General features: G+C 71.2%; 17 protein-coding genes. 14 read left to right on the forward strand and 3 right to left on the reverse strand.

All coding sequences use genetic code 11. The annotated features are described in order from the left end of the window. Window positions 1-63: 63 nt before the first annotated feature. Both Q9R33_RS13990 and Q9R33_RS13995 read right to left on the reverse strand, forming a co-directional pair. Window positions 64-1,335 (reverse strand): DUF349 domain-containing protein, encoded by a 1,272-nt coding sequence (locus Q9R33_RS13990; protein ID WP_396654114.1) that lies wholly within the window; start codon window positions 1,333-1,335, stop codon window positions 64-66. 454 nt (window positions 1,336-1,789) lie between these two features. After that, the gene (locus Q9R33_RS13995; RefSeq protein WP_311294158.1) at window positions 1,790-2,098 is read right to left on the reverse strand and encodes a dioxygenase; all 309 of its coding nucleotides are present in this window, start codon (window positions 2,096-2,098) and stop codon (window positions 1,790-1,792) included. 190 nt (window positions 2,099-2,288) lie between these two features. Here Q9R33_RS13995 and Q9R33_RS14000 point away from each other — a divergent pair, with 190 nt between their 5' ends. From Q9R33_RS14000 to Q9R33_RS14065, 14 genes are all read left to right on the forward strand, one after another. Continuing rightward, window positions 2,289-3,581 (forward strand): replication-associated recombination protein A, encoded by a 1,293-nt coding sequence (locus Q9R33_RS14000; protein WP_396654115.1) that lies wholly within the window; start codon window positions 2,289-2,291, stop codon window positions 3,579-3,581. Between the two features lie 87 nt (window positions 3,582-3,668). Then, window positions 3,669-4,205 carry a PadR family transcriptional regulator gene (locus Q9R33_RS14005; protein WP_311294160.1) on the forward strand — a complete coding sequence of 179 codons (537 nt, stop codon included), beginning with the start codon at window positions 3,669-3,671 and terminating at the stop codon, window positions 4,203-4,205. Beyond that, the gene (locus Q9R33_RS14010; protein WP_311294161.1) at window positions 4,202-4,495 is read left to right on the forward strand and encodes a hypothetical protein; all 294 of its coding nucleotides are present in this window, start codon (window positions 4,202-4,204) and stop codon (window positions 4,493-4,495) included. Before Q9R33_RS14005 ends, Q9R33_RS14010 begins: the two co-directional genes overlap by 4 nt. Then, window positions 4,486-4,884, forward strand: a complete 399-nt coding sequence (locus Q9R33_RS14015) for a hypothetical protein (RefSeq protein WP_311294162.1) — start codon at window positions 4,486-4,488, stop codon at window positions 4,882-4,884. Before Q9R33_RS14010 ends, Q9R33_RS14015 begins: the two co-directional genes overlap by 10 nt. Window positions 4,885-5,060: 176 nt before the next feature. Continuing rightward, window positions 5,061-5,690: a 30S ribosomal protein S4 gene (rpsD, locus tag Q9R33_RS14020; RefSeq protein ID WP_056367290.1), complete on the forward strand. Its 630-nt coding sequence runs from the start codon at window positions 5,061-5,063 to the stop codon at window positions 5,688-5,690. A 104-nt stretch (window positions 5,691-5,794) separates the two neighbouring features. Beyond that, window positions 5,795-6,091 (forward strand): ATPase, encoded by a 297-nt coding sequence (locus tag Q9R33_RS14025; protein ID WP_311294163.1) that lies wholly within the window; start codon window positions 5,795-5,797, stop codon window positions 6,089-6,091. Window positions 6,092-6,182: 91 nt separating this feature from the next. Further along, entirely contained in the window at window positions 6,183-8,840 is a 2,658-nt protein-coding gene (gene alaS / locus Q9R33_RS14030) for an alanine--tRNA ligase (RefSeq protein ID WP_310246570.1), read from the forward strand. After that, window positions 8,837-9,304 carry a Holliday junction resolvase RuvX gene (gene ruvX, locus Q9R33_RS14035; protein ID WP_056367287.1) on the forward strand — a complete coding sequence of 156 codons (468 nt, stop codon included), beginning with the start codon at window positions 8,837-8,839 and terminating at the stop codon, window positions 9,302-9,304. Before alaS ends, ruvX begins: the two co-directional genes overlap by 4 nt. Then, on the forward strand, window positions 9,304-10,965 hold the full coding sequence (mltG, locus tag Q9R33_RS14040; RefSeq protein ID WP_310246568.1) for an endolytic transglycosylase MltG: 1,662 nt from the start codon (window positions 9,304-9,306) through the stop codon (window positions 10,963-10,965). Before ruvX ends, mltG begins: the two co-directional genes overlap by 1 nt. Continuing rightward, window positions 10,959-11,810, forward strand: a complete 852-nt coding sequence (locus tag Q9R33_RS14045; protein WP_311294164.1) for a shikimate dehydrogenase — start codon at window positions 10,959-10,961, stop codon at window positions 11,808-11,810. The genes mltG and Q9R33_RS14045 overlap by 7 nt, the downstream gene beginning before the upstream one ends. Before the next feature lie 30 nt (window positions 11,811-11,840). Continuing rightward, a complete protein-coding gene (gene aroC / locus Q9R33_RS14050) occupies window positions 11,841-13,070 on the forward strand; it encodes a chorismate synthase (protein WP_056367284.1) in 1,230 nt (409 codons plus the stop codon). Continuing rightward, window positions 13,054-13,587: a shikimate kinase gene (locus Q9R33_RS14055; protein ID WP_056368251.1), complete on the forward strand. Its 534-nt coding sequence runs from the start codon at window positions 13,054-13,056 to the stop codon at window positions 13,585-13,587. The genes aroC and Q9R33_RS14055 overlap by 17 nt, the downstream gene beginning before the upstream one ends. Further along, window positions 13,584-14,660, forward strand: coding sequence for a 3-dehydroquinate synthase (gene aroB, locus Q9R33_RS14060; protein WP_056367283.1), 1,077 nt, complete (start codon window positions 13,584-13,586; stop codon window positions 14,658-14,660). Before Q9R33_RS14055 ends, aroB begins: the two co-directional genes overlap by 4 nt. After that, complete coding sequence (locus tag Q9R33_RS14065; RefSeq protein WP_056367282.1) at window positions 14,657-15,190, forward strand: GNAT family N-acetyltransferase; 534 nt, start codon at window positions 14,657-14,659, stop codon at window positions 15,188-15,190. Before aroB ends, Q9R33_RS14065 begins: the two co-directional genes overlap by 4 nt. 52 nt (window positions 15,191-15,242) lie before the next feature. On the opposite strand, the gene Q9R33_RS14070 is transcribed toward Q9R33_RS14065, so the two are convergent. Beyond that, entirely contained in the window at window positions 15,243-16,568 is a 1,326-nt protein-coding gene (locus tag Q9R33_RS14070; protein ID WP_056367281.1) for an MFS transporter, read from the reverse strand. Window positions 16,569-16,588: the final 20 nt, after the last annotated feature.

The raw sequence follows: 16,588 nt of genomic DNA on the forward strand, positions 1-16,588 counted from the left end.
TTGTGGAGAACCCGGTCGTCGCGGACGCGACGACCGGGTTCGACTCGGCTCAGACGGGGCTGATCAGCCGCCGAGTGCCTTCAGCCACGTGCGGCGGGCCTCGAGCGCATCGGTCGCGTTCGTGATCGCCTTCTTGTCGCCCGACTTCTTCGCGGCCTCGAGCTCGTCCTCGAGCTTCTGGATCGCGTCGGTGAGCTGGCGCGTCATGTCGTTGGCGCGGGCCTTCTGCTCCGGGTCGTTGCGCTTCCAGTCGGCGTCCTCGCGGGTGCGCAGCGCGTTCTCGACGCGACGCAGCTCGTCGTCGAGCGAACGCTCGGTGTCGCGCGGGAAGATCCGGCCGATCTCGTCCCAGCGGCGCTGGATCCCGGTGAGGATCGAGCGGGCCTTCGCGATGTCGCGCTCGTCGCCGACCGCCTTCGCCTCTTCGAGGAGAGCGCGCTTGAGGTCGATCTTCTCGCGGGAGGCTTCGGCGTCCGCCGCCTCGCGCTCGATCCGCGCGCCGTAGAGCGCGTCGCCGGCGGCCTTGAAGCGGGCCCACAGCGCGTCGTCGACCTTCTTGCCGGCGCGACCGGCGGTCTTCCACTGGTCGAGCAGCTCACGGTAGGCGGGGATGCCGTCCTCGCCCTTGGGCGCGAGGGCCTCCGCCTTCTCGACGAGGCGCGTCTTGCGGTCGCGGACGTCCTTGTGCGCCTCGTCCAGCTCGGCGTAGAACGCGCGGCGGTGCTTGTCGACAGTGGCGCGCGCGTCACGGAATCGCTTCCAGAGCTGCTGCGCCGTCGACTTCGGCAGGCGCGGACCGTTCTGCTGCTGCGACTGCCACTGGTCGAAGAGGGAGTTGAGCTCGGCCGTCGCCTGCTTCCACTGCACGGTGCGCGGGTCGCGGGCGGCCAGGGCCTCGGCCTTGTCGACCAGCTCGGTGCGCGCCTTGACCGCGTCGTCGACGGCTTCGCGCGCCGCGACGGCCTCGGTCGCCGATTCGGCCGCGAGGGTCTCGGTGAGCGCGGCGACGCGGGCGACGAGGCTCGCGAGGTCGCCGACGGCGGCAGCGCCATCGAGCTTGCCGTTGATCGTGCGCGCGGTCGAACGCAGGTCGGAGGCGGAGGCACCGCCGCGGCGGTGGCGCACCTCCAGGAGCGTCACCTCGCTCGCGAGGTCGGTGTACTTGCGCTCGAAGTAGGCGAGCGCCTCTTCGGCCGACCCGTCGGGGTACTGCCCGACGACTCGCCAGCCGTCGGCCTCGCGGACCGAGACGGTGCCGTCCTCGTCGACGCGGCCCCACGGCTCGTCGGCGGAGGGCGCTGCCTCGACGACGACGTCCACGACCTCGACGGCCACGACCTCGCCGTCTTCGACGACTTCGGCGACCTCGATCACTTCGACGGCCACGACCTCGGAGTCTTCGACGACCTCCACCACGTCGACCTCGACGACCTCGACCTCGACGTCCGCAGGAGCGGACTCTTCAGCCGGGGTCTCGTCCGACGGCTGCTCCGTCTCGGCGGCGTCGCCGGCCGGAGCGTCGTCGGCGGGTTCGGATTCCTCAGGCGCGGCGGCATTCGCGTCCGCCGTGACATCCGTCGCGGTGGCGGCGTCGTCATCGACGGCCGGTGTCTGGTTGTCGTCGGCCCCGGCGGTCTCGGGGGCGTCGGTCTCGGGCTGGAAGTCTGCTGCGGCAGTCACGGGTTGCACCTCATCGCGGCTCGCGCCGTCTGTAGGGAGTAGGACGGCTCACAGCCTAGTACGGCGGATGCCCCGCCTGAGATGCGGTTGCGGCGCGAGACCCGAGATGTCAGGGCGTGGGCGTCGGCGTCGCGCTCGGCTGCGGCGTCGTCGTCGCCGACGGGGTCGGCTCCGGCGTCGTCGCGGTCGGCGTCGGTGTCGACGAGGGCGACGGTGCGGGGGCACCGGGTCCGGCCACGAAGTACAGCGTCTGGGCGCCGATCAGGCCGAGCACGAGCACGCCGCCGACGATGCCCGCGATCAGGTTGTCGCGCGTGCGACGGCGCGCCTGGTCCTCGTGGAACTGACGTCGCGCCTCGTACAGCCGCGTGCGCTCCCGCGCAGCCCGTGCGTCACGGTCCTTGCCACCGGTCGCCACGTGACCTCCTCGTTCCGTTCGTGTCGGGCGCATGCGCCTCGTGCCAGGCAGCGCCCGGGCGGCTTGATCCTACGGGCCCGCACCGCGGCGGCCAAACCGCCGCGGATCCCGTGTCATGAGCGGGGGATAGCCTGGTGAGGTGAACGGTCCGACTGCGCTCTTCCAGGGGCTGACGCCTCTCGCGGTGCGCATGCGCCCGACCTCGCTGGAAGAGGTCGCGGGGCAGTCGCATCTGCTGCGGGCGGGGTCTCCGCTGGTGACCCTCGCGAATCCGGATGCCGCGGCCCGCGCAGCGACGTCGGTCATCCTGTGGGGCCCACCGGGCACGGGGAAGACGACGCTCGCCCAGGCGATCGCCCGTTCCTCGGGGCGCCGGTTCGTCGAACTCTCGGCCGTGACCGCCGGCGTGCGCGACGTACGCGAGGTCATGCAGGAGGCGTTGACGCAGCGCGATCTGTACGGCCAGTCCACGATCCTGTTCCTCGACGAGATCCACCGCTTCACCAAGGCGCAGCAGGACGCGCTCCTGCCCGGCGTCGAGAACGGCTGGGTGGTGCTCATCGCGGCGACCACCGAGAACCCGTCGTTCTCCGTGATCTCGCCCCTGCTGTCACGGTCGCTGCTGCTGACGCTCAAGCCGCTCACCGACGAAGACCTCGGCATGCTCCTCGACCGCGCGGTGGCCGATGCCCGCGGACTGTCCGGCGCGGTCGTGCTGGGCGACGAGGCGCGCGCCGCGCTCGTGCGGCTCGCTTCCGGCGACGCGCGGCGTGCGCTCACGGCACTCGAGGCCGCAGCATCCCTCGCCATTCCCGATGAGGACGACGACCAGGACGAGGCCGCCACTGCAGAGATCTCGGCCGACGACGTCGCGCAGGCCGTCGACCGCGCACTGCTGCGCTACGACCGTCAGGGCGACGAGCACTACGACGTCATCAGCGCGTTCATCAAGTCGATCCGCGGATCGGATGTGGATGCCGCGATCCACTACCTCGCCCGCATGATCGAGGCGGGGGAGGACCCGCGGTTCATCGCCCGGCGCCTCATCATCTCGGCCGCGGAGGACATCGGGCTCGCCGACCCTCAGGCGCTGCCGATCGCCGTCGCCGCCGCCGACGCGGTGCAGTTCATCGGCATGCCCGAAGGCCGCATCCCGCTCGCCGAGGCCACGGCGTACCTCGCGACCACCGCGAAGTCGAACGCCGCCTACCTCGCCATCGACGCGGCGATCGCCGACGTGCGCTCGGGCGGCTTCGGTCGCGTGCCGATACACCTACGCGACGCTCACTACCCGGGGGCGAAGCGCCTCGGTCACGGCAAGGGCTACGTGTATCCGCACGATGCCGAGATCGGCATCGCGCCGCAGCAGTACCTGCCCGACGAACTGCGCGGCCGGCGCTACTACGAGCCGAAGGCGCTCGGAGCCGAGCGCGACGTCCAGGCACGTCTCGAGAAGATCCGTCGCATCCTCGACGGCGGCTGAGCGACCCAGGCGGGCGGCGATATCCCTCAGGGGTAGATTGATATCCCTCAGAGGGATATTGTGGGGGCGTCGATCGAAGGGGGCCCCGTGCAGTTCGTCATCCTCGGCCTGCTCCTGAGCGGGCCCCTGTCGCTCTACGACCTCCAGAAGCGGTTCGCCGCCGGCATCTCGCTCTTCTACAGCGCCAGCTCCGGCAGCATCCAGCGTGCGCTCCAGCACCTCGCCGCCGACGGCGCGGTCGTCGTCGCGGATGCCGACGACAGCCGACGCGGCCGCAAAGTCCACGCGATCACCGACGACGGAAGGCAGCGGTGGCGCGCGTTCATGCTCGCCCCCATCGCGGACGGAACGGATGCCGAGACCATCGTGCTCGCGAAGGTCTTCCTGCTGGGGCGCCTCGAGGCGCCCGAGGATCGCTCGGCCGTGGTCCGCGGCATCCGTGCGCACATCGACAGCTCCACCGGGATCCTTCGGGCGCTCGCGGACGACGTCGATGCGCGGAGCGCGGGTCTCGACGACGACGCGCGCCGGATCTTCACGTTCCAGCGCGCGACGCTCGACTACGGGCTGCGCTCGCACGCCCTGCTGCGCCAGTGGATCGACGAAGTAGGAGGGCAGGCATGAGCGAGAGACAGCCGCCCCGTGCGCGCGGACTGTTCGGCGCGGCGACGGCCGTCGCCCTCGTCGTCGCGGTGGTGTTCGCCACCATCGGCGACGGCGTCGAGGTCGCCGAGGCGACGGGACTGCGCGCCGCGGTGATCGACGGCGGGCACACACTGGTGTGGGTGCTGCTGACCGTCGCGTTCGCGATCGCGACCGTGCGCGCCCGGTGGAGCCGGCTGTCGAACGCGATCGCCATCGCTGCCGGAATCACCTACGCGCTGTTCCTCGTGGGGGTGTTCGTGTGGAGGTAGCCGCCATCGCCCTCGCCCCCCTCGCCGCCCTCGTCGCATGCCTCGTGCTCGGGGCGCTCGCGGTGCTCCAGATCTGCGTCGCGGCCGGGGCTCCGTGGGGCAGGTTCGTCTGGGGCGGGGCGCATCGCGTGCTGCCGCGCGGTCTGCGCATCGCCAGCGCCGCATCCGTCCTCCTTTACGCCGGCTTCGCCGCGGTGCTCCTCAGCCGAGCCGGGATGCTGTCGGGCGGCGACAGCATCGCCGTGCGCATCCTGACCTGGGTGCTGTTCGCGTACTTCGCCGTCGGGATCCTCATGAACGCCCTCTCGCGGAGCCGCGCCGAGCGCCTCACGATGACGCCTGTCTGCATCGTGCTCGCCGCGTCGACGCTGGTCATCGCCCTCTCATGAAGGCCCGGCCGCGCGTCTGGTAGGGTTGAGGGGCTCGAAACGCAGTTTTCGGGCATCCCCTCTCTTCCTGACCTACCTTCCGGCATGCCCCGGCGTGCAGTCCGGACAGGGCGAAGACAGGGCGATACGTCCGCGGGCCGTGAAAGACACGGCCGCGTCATCGAAAGGAACACTTCGTGGCAACGAAGTCCCAGGACCGCCGCAAGGTCCGCCTCTCCCGCGCCCTCGGCATCGCGCTGACCCCCAAGGCAGCCAAGTACCTCGAGAAGCGCCCCTACGCGCCGGGTGAGCACGGCCGCACCAAGCGCAAGCAGGACAGCGACTACGCCGTCCGCCTCCGCGAGAAGCAGCGTCTGCGCGAGCAGTACGGCATTCGCGAGAAGCAGCTGCGCATCCAGTTCAACGAGGCCCGTCGCACCCAGGGCCTGACGGGTGAGAACCTCGTCGAGCAGCTCGAGATGCGTCTCGACGCCCTCGTGCTGCGCGCCGGCTTCGCCCGCACCACCGCGCAGGCGCGCCAGCTCGTCGTGCACCGCCACATCCTCGTGGACGGCCAGCTCGTCGACCGCCCGTCGTTCCGCGTGAAGCCGGGTCAGCTCATCCACGTCAAGGCCAAGAGCGAGGGCATCGAGCCCTTCCAGGTCGCAGCGCTCGGCGGTCACGCCGAGGTCCTGCCGCCCGTTCCGGGCTACCTCGAGGTCGAGCTCGACAAGCTCCAGGCCCGTCTCGTGCGTCGCCCCAAGCGCGCCGAGGTTCCCGTGGTCTGCGACGTCCAGCTCGTCGTCGAGTACTACGCAGCTCGATAATTCTGCGAACACGCGAAGGGCGTCGGGGAGACCCGACGCCCTTCGTCGTTTCCGCATACGATGGGTTGATGCCGCGCCCCGGCGGCCCGCGAGGAAGTGGTGACATGAAGAACCTCCTGTGGTTCCTGCTCGGCATCGCCGGCGGTTTCGTTCTCGCCCACCTGGTCAACAAGGACCCGCGCGGCCACGAGATCCTCGCCGACGTCGACGCCCGCATCACGGAGTTCACCGACCGCATGGGCGACGCGTACCGCGAACAGGAGGCCCGCTTCGCCGGCCTCGTCGACGACGTGAGGGATGCCGCCGCCGACGCCGCGTCGAGCGCGCGGGCGGCAACGGCCGACGCCGTCGGGAACGTCGCCGACGCCGTCGACGACGCGGCCCGCAAGATCGCCGACTGAGACGCCCCGGCGGCGGCGCGCCGCCGGCACGCTCGAACCCCGCCACACTCCCCGAACACGCACGCATTCGCACGCACACGCAAGGACCCGCATGAAGACCGCCGAGATCGCACAGCGCTTCCTCGATTACTTCGAGAAGAACGGCCACACCATCGTCCCCTCGGCATCGCTGGTGACCGACGACCCGGCGCTGCTGTTCACCGTGGCGGGCATGGTGCCGTTCATCCCGTATCTGTCGGGCGACGTGCCTGCGCCGTATCCGCGCGCGGCCGACAACCAGAAGTGCATCCGCACCAACGACATCGAAGAGGTCGGCAAGACCCCGCGTCACGGCACGTTCTTCCAGATGCTGGGCAACTGGTCGTTCGGCGACTACTTCAAAGAAGGCGCGATCCGCTACGCGTGGGATCTGCTGACCTCGCCCGAGGCCGACGGCGGACTCGGCTTCGACCAGAAGGACCTGTGGGTCACCGTCTACGAAGAGGACGACGAGGCCCACGACCTCTGGCTGAAGCTCACCGACCTGCCCGAGGAGCGCATCCAGCGCCTCGGCAAGGACACGAACTACTGGAGCACCGGCCTGCCGGGACCCGCGGGCCCCTGCTCGGAGATCTTCTTCGACCGCGGCCCCGAGTACGGCATCGACGGAGGCCCTGCGACCGACGACGACCGCTACGTCGAGATCTGGAACCTCGTGTTCATGCAGTACGAGATCACGAACGTGCGCTCGAAGTACGACTTCGACATCGTCGGCGAGCTGCCGAACAAGAACATCGACACCGGCATGGGTCTGGAGCGCATCGCTTTCATCAAGCAGGGCGTCGACAACATGTACGAGACCGACCAGGTGCGTCCGGTGCTCGACAAAGCTGTCGAACTGTCAGGCCGCACGTACGGCGCGAACCACGACGACGACGTGCGCTTCCGCGTGGTCGCCGACCACGTCCGTTCGTCGCTCATGCTGATGTCGGACGGCGTCACGCCCTCGAACGACGGCCGCGGCTACATCCTGCGCCGTCTCATGCGCCGTGTGATCCGGTCGATGCGCCTGCTCGGCGTCGACGGGCCGACGTTCGAGGTGCTGTTCACCGCATCGCGCGACGCCATGAGGGCCGCCTACCCGGTCGTCGAGACCGATTGGGCCCGCATCTCGCAGTACGCCCTCGCGGAAGAGGCGACGTTCCTGCGCACCCTCGCGGCGGGGGAGTCGATCCTCGACGAGTCGCTCTCCGAGACGAAGGCCTCCGGCGGCACGACCCTCACCGGCGCCGAGGCGTTCCTGCTGCACGACACGTACGGCTTCCCGATCGACCTGACGCTCGAGATCGCCGAAGAAGCGGGCCTCAGTGTCGACCGCGCGGCGTTCGACGGCCTCATGCAGGAGCAGCGCGCACGCGCCAAGGCCGACGCGCGGGCGCGCAAGCGCCAGCTCGCCGACACGAGCGTGTACCGCGACCTGCGGGCGCAGGGCGAGACCGTCTTCACCGGCTACACCGATCTCGAGGCCCAGTCGCAGGTGCTCGGCATCCTCGTCGACGGCGTGTCGGTCGACCGCGCGAGCGTCGGCCAGATCGCCGAGGTGATCCTCGCCGAGACCGCGCTGTACGCCGAGTCGGGCGGCCAGGTCGCCGACAAGGGCGTCATCGTCGGACCGGGCTACGAGCTCGAGGTGCTCGACGTGCAGAAGCCGGTGCCGGGCCTCATCAGCCACACCGTCGAGGTGTCGACGGGAGAGGTCGGCGTCGGTCAGGCGGCGACGACGGTAGTGGATGCTGCGAACCGCCGCGCCGCCCGTCAGGCGCACTCAGCGACGCACCTTGTGCACGCCGCGCTCCGCGACACGCTCGGCAAGACCGCGACGCAGGCCGGATCGCTCAACCGCGCCGGCTATATGCGCTTCGACTTCTCGTGGGGCCAGTCGCTGTCGGACGAGACCAAGACCGAGATCGAGGAGATCGCCAACAACGCGGTGCGCGACAACCTCGAGGTGACGACGCGCGTCCTGCCGCTCGACGAGGCGCGCTCGCTCGGCGCGATGGCGCTGTTCGGCGAGAAGTACGGCGACACCGTGCGCATGGTCGACATCGGCGGCCCGTGGTCGCGCGAGCTCTGCGCCGGCACGCATGTGTCGACGAGCGCCGAGATCGGGCTGATCAACCTCGTCGGCGAATCGTCGGTGGGCGCGTCGAACCGCCGCGTCGAGGCGCTGGTCGGTCTTGACGCCTTCCGCTCCCTCGCGGCCGAGCGCGCCCTCGTATCGCAGCTCACGACCTCGCTCAAGGCGCCGCGCGAGCAGCTGCCCGCGCGCATCGCCGAGCTGCAGGCGAGCCTCAAGGCCGCCGAGAAGAAGATCGCGGCATTCGAAGCCAAGGCTCTCGGCGACCGGCTCCCGGCCCTCGCCGCCACGGCGACGCGGGTCGGCGACACCGTCGTGGTCGCCGAGTCGCTCGGCACCGCCGCATCCGCCGACGACGTCCGCTCGCTGGCGCTGCAGGTGCGCGAGCGCCTCGGCTCCGAGGCCGCGGTGGTCGCGCTCGGCGCGGTCGTGAACGAGCGCCCCGTCGTGATCGTCGCCACCAACGACGCGGCCCGCGCAGCGGGCGCCAAGGCGGGCGTCCTCGCCAAGGGCGCCGCCGGCGTGCTCGGCGGCGGCGGCGGTGGCCGCGACGACGTCGCCCAGGGCGGTGGAACGGATGCTGCGGCCCTGCCCGCGGCACTGGTCTCGGTGAAGGACGCCCTCGGCGCGTGAGCGGCTTCAGGCGCGGCACGCGGCTCGGCATCGATGTGGGCAAGGCCCGGGTCGGGGTCGCGAAGTGCGACCCCGACGGTCTGCTCGCCACTCCGGTCGAGACGGTGCCGCGTGACGAGGCATCGGTGCCCCGCATCGTGGCGCTGTCCGACGAGTATTCGGCGGTCGAGCTCTACGTCGGCCTGCCGCTGAACATGCGGGGCGAAGACACGGCGTCGACACAGGACGCCCGGGACTTCGCTGCGGCCCTGGCGGCGGCATCCGGGCTCCCCGTGCGCCTCGTCGACGAACGGCTCTCCACGGTCTCTGCACACGCGGCACTGCGCAGTTCGGGCAGAACCCAGCGTTCGTCGCGTAACATCGTGGACCAGGTCGCCGCGGTCGTCCTGCTCCAGCAAGCGCTCGACGTCGAGAAGAGCACCGGACGACCTCCCGGAACCCCCGTCCCCCAGGAGCCCGCCTGATGCCCGATTCATCGCCCGACGGCGACGCCGTACCCCCGTCGCGCCGCGCCGCCCGCGAGGCCGCCGCGCGACAGGCGACGACGGGCCAGACGCCGACGACGCCGGCTGCCGCTCCCGCGGCACCGGCGACGCCCGCCGCCCCGGCCGCCACGTGGGAATCGCTCATCACCGGCGCCACGCCCGTTGTTGGGACCGCTGCCACCGCTCCCGCCGCGGCTTCCGCCGCCCAGCCGGCGCAGGGCAGCGGCTTCCAGCCGGTGCCGCTGCGCACACCGCGCCCGACCACGGAGCCGATCGACGTCGCGTCGCCCGTCGAGGACGACCCGTGGATCTTCGCGTCGGCGGGCGTCAGCCCGGCGATGCCGTACAGCCGCGGAGGGGCGGCGCCCGCAGCCGCTCCCGCGACCTCGATGGCGGCTGCTGCATCCGCGGGGCACGCGCGGGACGCGGCCGACGAGCCCGCGCCCTCCACCGGTTCGCTCGAGGACCTCTTCAGCGGATCGGCGTCCACGAGCGAGATCGGGCACGCCCCGCCGCCGCCGAACAAGAAGCGCCGGCGCATCGGCGGCTGGATCGCGCTCGGCGTCGTGCTGCTGATCCTCGGCGGCATCGCGGCCGGCGGCCTGTACGTCTGGAACACCTACGAAGACAAGATCCGCGAGGTGATGGGCTGGGAAGAGCCCAAGGACTACGAAGCGGGGCTGGCGAACGGCGAGACGTTCGTCACGATCGCCCAGGGCGACACCGGCTCGCCCATCTCGCAGTCGCTGTACGACGCGGGCGTGACGAAGACGCCCGACGCGTTCTACGACTTCCTCATCACGAGCGGGCAGAACCCCACCTTTCAGCCGGGCGTCTACAAGCTCCAGAAGCAGATGACGAGCGAAGCAGCCCTCGCCGCGCTCATGGATCCCGCCAACAAGCAGGAGTTCACCGCCCAGATCCCCGAGGGCTACACCGTCGAGCAGACGCTTGCACGGATCTCGGAGGGCACCGGCATCCCGCTCGAAGAGCTCACCGCGGCGGCTGCCGACTCGTCGGCGTACGGCGTGCCCGCAGACCCGGACGTCGTCGCGGCAGGCGGACAGCCGCTCGAAGGCTGGCTCTTCCCGGCGACCTACACCTTCGACCCGACCGTCACCGCGCAGTCGGCCATCCAGACGCTCGTCGACCGCACGCTCCAGTCGCTCGACGCCGCCGGTGTGCCTGTCGAGCGGCGCCAGGAGATCCTCACGACGGCCTCCGTCGTTCAGCGTGAGGCCAGCTCCGGGGCCGACATGCAGAAGGTGGCGCGCGTCATCCTCAACCGGCTGGACGCGAACAACCAGGAGACATTCGGCAAGCTCCAGATGGACTCCACGGCGCAGTACGGCTACGGCGAGATGCACGACGGGACGGTCAGTTCGTCTGAGGAGGCCCTCAACGATCCCAACCCGTGGAACACCTACGTCCACACGGGACTTCCCGTCGGCCCGATCGCCAACCCGGGAGACGTTGCGATCGACGCCGCGATGCATCCGGCGGACGGCCCCTGGCTCTACTTCGTGACGGTGAACCTTCTCACCGGCGAGACGCAGTTCAGCTCGACCTACAGCGAGCATCTGAAGTACGTCGAGCAGTGGCAGCAGTGGTGCCGCGACAACCCGGACCAGGGGTGCTGAACCCCCACGCGTCGCGCCTGGAGGTCTGGGGCGACCCGATCGCGCACAGCCGCTCGCCGCAGCTGCACGCCGCGGCGTACGACGTTCTCGGGCTCGACTGGACCTACGGACGCCGCCGGGTGGACGAGGGGTCCTTCGCCGGCGAGCTCGCCGGGCTCGACGACGCCTGGCGGGGCCTCTCGCTCACGATGCCGCTCAAGGGGGTCGCGTTCGCGGCCGCTGCGGTGCTCGACCCCCGCGCCGAGCTGACCGGCGCGGTCAATACGCTGCTGCTCGACGCCGACGGCGCCCGCGGTTTCAACACCGACGTGGGCGGCATCGTCCGCACCCTCGCCGACGACGGCATCATGACGGCGCCGCGGGCGCGGATCGTCGGCGCCGGCGCCACCGCGACCTCCGCCCTGGTCGCACTCGGAGAGCTCGGCGCCCGCGAGGTGGACGTGGTCGCCCGCCGCCCCGAAGCCGTCGCGCCGCTCGCCGACCTCGGCCGCCGCATCGGCATCGCCGTGACGGCCACGCCGTTCGCCGCATCCGTTCGTGCCGACGTGCCGCTCACGATCGCGACGCTTCCGGGCGACGCACCGGTTCCGGATGCCGCGGCCGACGCCCTCGCCCGCTCCGGCGGCCACCTTCTCGACGTCGTGTACGGACACTGGCCGACCGCGCTGTCGGCCGCGTGGGAGCGCGCGGGCGGCACCGCCCGCTCGGGACTCGGGATGCTGCTGCACCAGGCTCTGCTGCAGATCCGGATCTTCCGGCACGGCGAGTCCGACACGCCCCTCGATCGCGAGGCGGAGGCGCTGGAGGCGATGCGCCACGCGCTCGGCGAGCACGCCGCGGCGTAACGGCCCCCCGGGGCGTGGGAGACTGGACCAATGCTCCGCGTGCTCACGGCCGGCGAATCGCACGGCCCCGAACTCGTCGCCGTCATGGAGGGCCTGCCTGCGGGCGTCCCCATCTCCCGCGCCGCGATCCAGGCGGATCTCGCGCGCCGCAAGCTCGGCTACGGCCGCGGTTCGCGGATGAAGTTCGAGGAGGACGAGCTCACGATCTCGTCCGGCGTCGTGCACGGCACGACCCTGGGCAGCCCCATCGCGCTGCGCATCGGCAACACCGAATGGCCGAAGTGGGTCGAGGTCATGAGCGCCGAGCCCGCGGACCTCACGGAGAAGTCGCGCGGACGCGGCGCCGCGCTCACGCGCCCCCGCCCCGGTCACGCCGACCTCGTCGGCATGCAGAAGTACGGCTTCGACGAGGCTCGCCCGATCCTCGAGCGCGCGAGCGCCCGCGAGACCGCCGCCCGGGTCGCCCTCGGCGCACTCGCACGAGCGTTCCTGGCCGAGCTCGGCATCCGTCTCGTCAGCCATACCCTGTCGATCGGCCCGGTGCAGGTCCCCGAGGGCTCGGCGCTGCCGACTCCCGACGACGTCGACGCGCTCGACGCCGACCCGCTGCGCTGCTTCGACGCCGCCACGAGCGCGGCCATGGTCGCCGAGGTCGACGACGCCCGCAAGGACGGCGACACGCTGGGCGGCATCGTCGAGGTGCTCGCCTACGGGCTGCCTCCGGGGCTCGGCTCGCACGTGCACTGGGACCGCCGCCTCGACGCGAAGCTCGCGCAGGCGCTCATGAGCATCCAGGCCATCAAGGGCGTCGAGGTCGGCGATGGCTTCGAGACCACGCGCCGCCGCGGCTCCGCCGCGCACGACGAGCTGTTCGTCGCCGACGACGGCATCACGCGCTCGAGCGACAAGGCAGGCGGTACCGAGGGCGGCATGTCGACCGGCACGGTGCTGCGCGTGCGCGCCGGCATGAAGCCGATCGCCACGGTGCCGAAGGCGCTGCGCACGGTCGACGTCGCCACCGGCGACGCCGCCTCGGCCCACCACCAGCGCTCCGACGTGTGCGCCGTGCCCGCAGCGGGAGTCGTCGCGGAGGCGATGGTCGCGGTCGTGCTGGCCGACGTCGTGCTCGAGAAGTTCGGGGGCGACAGCGTCGCCGAGACGCGCCGCAACATCGAGGGCTACCTCGCGGCGATCCCCGACGCACTGCGCAGTGCCGCGGCCAGCGACGCCGGCCTCGCCGACCATGACCTCGCCCTCTGACGCCGTCGTGCTCATCGGTCCCATGGGGGCCGGCAAGACGAGCATCGGCAAGAAGGTGGCGCGCGCGCTGAGCCTTCCGTTCTTCGACACCGACGCCGCGGTCGTCCGCGACCACGGACCGATCGACCAGCTGTTCGTCGAGCGCGGTGAGGCGCAGTTCCGCGCCGCCGAGCGCGCCGCCGTGGTCGAAGGGCTCGCGAGCGGCGGGGTGGTCTCGCTGGGCGGCGGCGCCGTGCTGAACCCCGAGACGCGCGCCGACCTCGCCGGGCATCGCGTCGTGCTGCTCACCGTCTCCCCGCGGGTCGTCGCGGGCCGTGTCCGCGACTCGAACCGGCCGCTGCTGCAGGGCGGCGACGATGCGATCGAGCGCTGGACCGCGATCTTCGAAGAGCGCCGGCCCGTCTACGAGGAGCTGGCCGACATCACCTTCGACACCTCCACCGGTCCGCTGCAGGACGTCGTCGACGCCCTGGTCGCGTGGGTGCGTGGCGGGAACGATCAGGAGGACCCGAAGTGACGGATGCCACGACCATCACCGTGAGCGGAGACGCGAGCTACGACATCACCGTGGGACACGGCATCCTGTCGTCCGTCGGCGAGGCGCTGCCGCCCGCCGCGCGCAAGGTGCTCGTGATCCATCCGCCGACCCTCGCCGCCGAGGCGGAGCGCCTGCGCGCCCAGCTCATGGCCGACCGCGAGGTGCTTCTCGCCGAGATCCCCGACGCCGAAGCGGGCAAGCGCATCGAAGTGGCCGCCTTCTGCTGGCAGGTCATGGGCAAGGCGGACTTCACCCGCACCGACGCCGTCGTGGGGTTCGGCGGGGGAGCGGTGACCGACCTCGCCGGGTTCGTGGCCGCGACGTGGCTGCGGGGCGTCGAGGTCGTACAGGTGCCGACCACGGTGCTGGGCATGGTCGACGCCGCCGTCGGCGGCAAGACCGGAGTCAACACCGCCGAGGGCAAGAACCTCGTGGGCGCGTTCTGGGCGCCGCGAACCGTGATCTGCGACCTCGACCTGCTCGACAGCCTGTCGCGCAACGAGCGCGTCGCCGGCTACGCCGAGGTCGTCAAGGCCGGCTTCATCTGGGCCCCCGAGATCCTCGAGCTGATCGAGGCCGACCCCGAGAACGCGGTCGACCCGCAGAGCGCCGCGTTCCGTCGCACCATCGAGCTCGCCATCGAGATGAAGGCGCGGGTCGTGGGGGAGGACCTCCGCGAGGCGGGCCTGCGCGAGATCCTCAACTACGGCCACACCCTGGGCCACGCCATCGAGCACGCCGAGCGCTATCGCTGGCGTCACGGCGCCGCGATCTCCGTGGGCATGGTGTTCGCCGCCGAGCTGTCGCGCCTCGCGGGCCGGCTTCCGGATGCCGCCGCCCAGCGCCACCGCGACATCCTCGAGTCCCTCGGCCTGCCGACGAGCTACCGCCCCGGCGCGTGGCCCCAGCTGCTGTCGTCCATGCAGCGCGACAAGAAGAGCCGCGGCGCGATGCTGCGCTTCATCGTGCTCGACGACATCGCCAAGCCCACGGTGCTGCAGGCGCCGGACGAGTCGCTGCTCTTCGCCGCGTACCAGGAGGTCGCGGGGTGAGCAGTGTGGCCGTGCGCCGCGTCCGCTCCGATGAGTGGCAAGCGGTACGCGAGCTGCGGCTCGAATCCACGAGCGATCCCGACGCGAACATCGCCTTCCTCGAGACGCCGGCGCAGGTCGCGGCCCGCTCGGAGCAGTTCTGGCGTGAGCGCGCCGAACTGGCCGCCGGGAGCGAGACCGCCGCGCAGTTCGTGGCGGTGGTGGACGACGCGTGGGTGGGCAGCCTCTCCGTGCTCGTCCGCGCGACCGGGCAGACCGATCACCTGGGCCGCTTCGTCGACGACCGTCGGGCGGATGTCGTCGGGGTCTACGTCAACCCGGCTCATCGCGGCACGGGAGCGATCGACCTCCTGCTGGCCGCCGCCGCGGAATGGGTGACGTCGCTCGGCCTCACCCGGCTCAGCCTCGACGTGCACCGGGACAACCCCCGTGCCCAGGGGGCGTATCGCCGGGCGGGTTTCGTGCCCACGGGCGAGACGTTCACCAGCGTCATCGGTCCCGAGATCGTGATGGCGCGCCCGCTGCCATGACCGCGAAGGCCCCGCCCGCATCGCGGGACGGGGCCTGCGACGGCCGCGGGGCTCAGGCAGCCGGCACGAGCGCCTCGCGCTTCTCGGAGCGGAGGCCGAGCTCGGCCGTGGGGATGCTCTTCGACTCGTGTGCCGTGAGGGCGCTGACGGTCGCGATGAGTGAGATCACCGCGGTGAAGACGCTGATGACGACCCAACCGCCCTCCTGCACGCCACCCAGCGCCGTGACGATGGACGGGGCGAAGCCCGCCATGAGGAACCCGAGCTGCGTGCCGATCGCCATGCCCGAGAACCGCACGCGCGTGCTGAACATCTCGCCGTAGAACGACGGCCACACGGCGTTCGCAGCGGCGTACCCGAACGAGAACGTGAGCACCGCGAGCAGGAACGTCACGAACTCGTTCCCCGCCCCCATCGACAGCATGTAGAAGGGCATGAACACCGCTGACGAGAGCGCGCCGTAGATGAACACCGGCTTGCGGCCGATGCGGTCGGCCAGAGCGGCGAACAGGGGCTGCGTGCCGATCGCGACGAAGTTCGCGACGACGACGAGCCAGAGCGTGATGGCGGCGTTGAGCCCGACCTCGACGCCGTAGGCGATGGCGAGGTTGCCGAACACCGTCGAGACGGCGGCGATGAACGCGCAGCAGATGACACGGAGCACGTCGCGCCAGTGGTCGCGCAGAAGCGGGATGAGCGGCATCCGTGCGATCCTGCCCTCCGCCTTCGCCTGCTCGAACTCGGGCGTCTCGTGCAGCGTCCGCCGGATGAAGAAGGCGACCAGCACCACGACCGCGCTCAGCCAGAACGGCACGCGCCAGCCCCACGTGTACTTGATCTCGTCAGGGAGCGCGACGACCGGGATGAAGATCAGCGCGGCGAGGATCTGGCCGCCCTGGGTGCCCGTGAGGGTCCACGACGTGAAGAAGGACCGGCGGTCGTCGGGCGCGTGCTCCAGCGTGAGCGACGACGCACCCGCCTGCTCGCCGGCGGCCGAGAGGCCCTGCATGAGCCGGCACAGCACCAGCAGCGCCGGGGCGGCCCAGCCGATCTGCTCGTAGCCCGGGAGACAGCCGATCGTGAAGGTCGAGATCCCCATCAGCAGCAGGGTGAACATGAGGACCTTCTGCCGACCGATGCGGTCACCGAAGTGGCCGAGGATGACGGCGCCGACAGGCCGCGCGATGTAGGCGAAGCCGAACGTCGCGAACGACATGACGAGGGCGGCCTGATTGTCGGACGGGAAGAAGACGGTGGGGAAGATGAGCGCTGCGGCGGAGCCGAACAGGAAGAAGTCGTAGTACTCCACTGCGCTGCCCATGAAGCTGGCGACAGCCGCCTTCACGGGGGTCTTCCGCGTCGTTGCGGTGGTGGTCATCGGTCGTCCTTCTCTTGTGA

The sequence above is a fragment of the Microbacterium sp. PRC9 genome, from assembly GCF_031844125.1.
Classification (GTDB): Bacteria; Actinomycetota; Actinomycetes; order Actinomycetales; family Microbacteriaceae; genus Microbacterium.

What these genes read in the sequence shown, in the direction of transcription:
- Q9R33_RS14000 (WP_396654115.1), top strand. Translation starts at nt 2,289, where the DNA reads ATGCGCCCGACCTCGCTGGAAGAGGTCGCGGGGCAGTCGCATCTGCTG.
- Q9R33_RS14010 (WP_311294161.1), top strand. Translation starts at nt 4,202, where the DNA reads ATGAGCGAGAGACAGCCGCCCCGTGCGCGCGGACTGTTCGGCGCGGCG.
- Q9R33_RS14025 (WP_311294163.1), top strand. Translation starts at nt 5,795, where the DNA reads ATGAAGAACCTCCTGTGGTTCCTGCTCGGCATCGCCGGCGGTTTCGTT.
- alaS (WP_310246570.1), top strand. Translation starts at nt 6,183, where the DNA reads ATGAAGACCGCCGAGATCGCACAGCGCTTCCTCGATTACTTCGAGAAG.
- mltG (WP_310246568.1), top strand. Translation starts at nt 9,304, where the DNA reads ATGCCCGATTCATCGCCCGACGGCGACGCCGTACCCCCGTCGCGCCGC.
- aroC (WP_056367284.1), top strand. Translation starts at nt 11,841, where the DNA reads ATGCTCCGCGTGCTCACGGCCGGCGAATCGCACGGCCCCGAACTCGTC.
- Q9R33_RS14055 (WP_056368251.1), top strand. Translation starts at nt 13,054, where the DNA reads ATGACCTCGCCCTCTGACGCCGTCGTGCTCATCGGTCCCATGGGGGCC.
- Q9R33_RS14070 (WP_056367281.1), bottom strand. Translation starts at nt 16,568, where the DNA reads ATGACCACCACCGCAACGACGCGGAAGACCCCCGTGAAGGCGGCTGTC.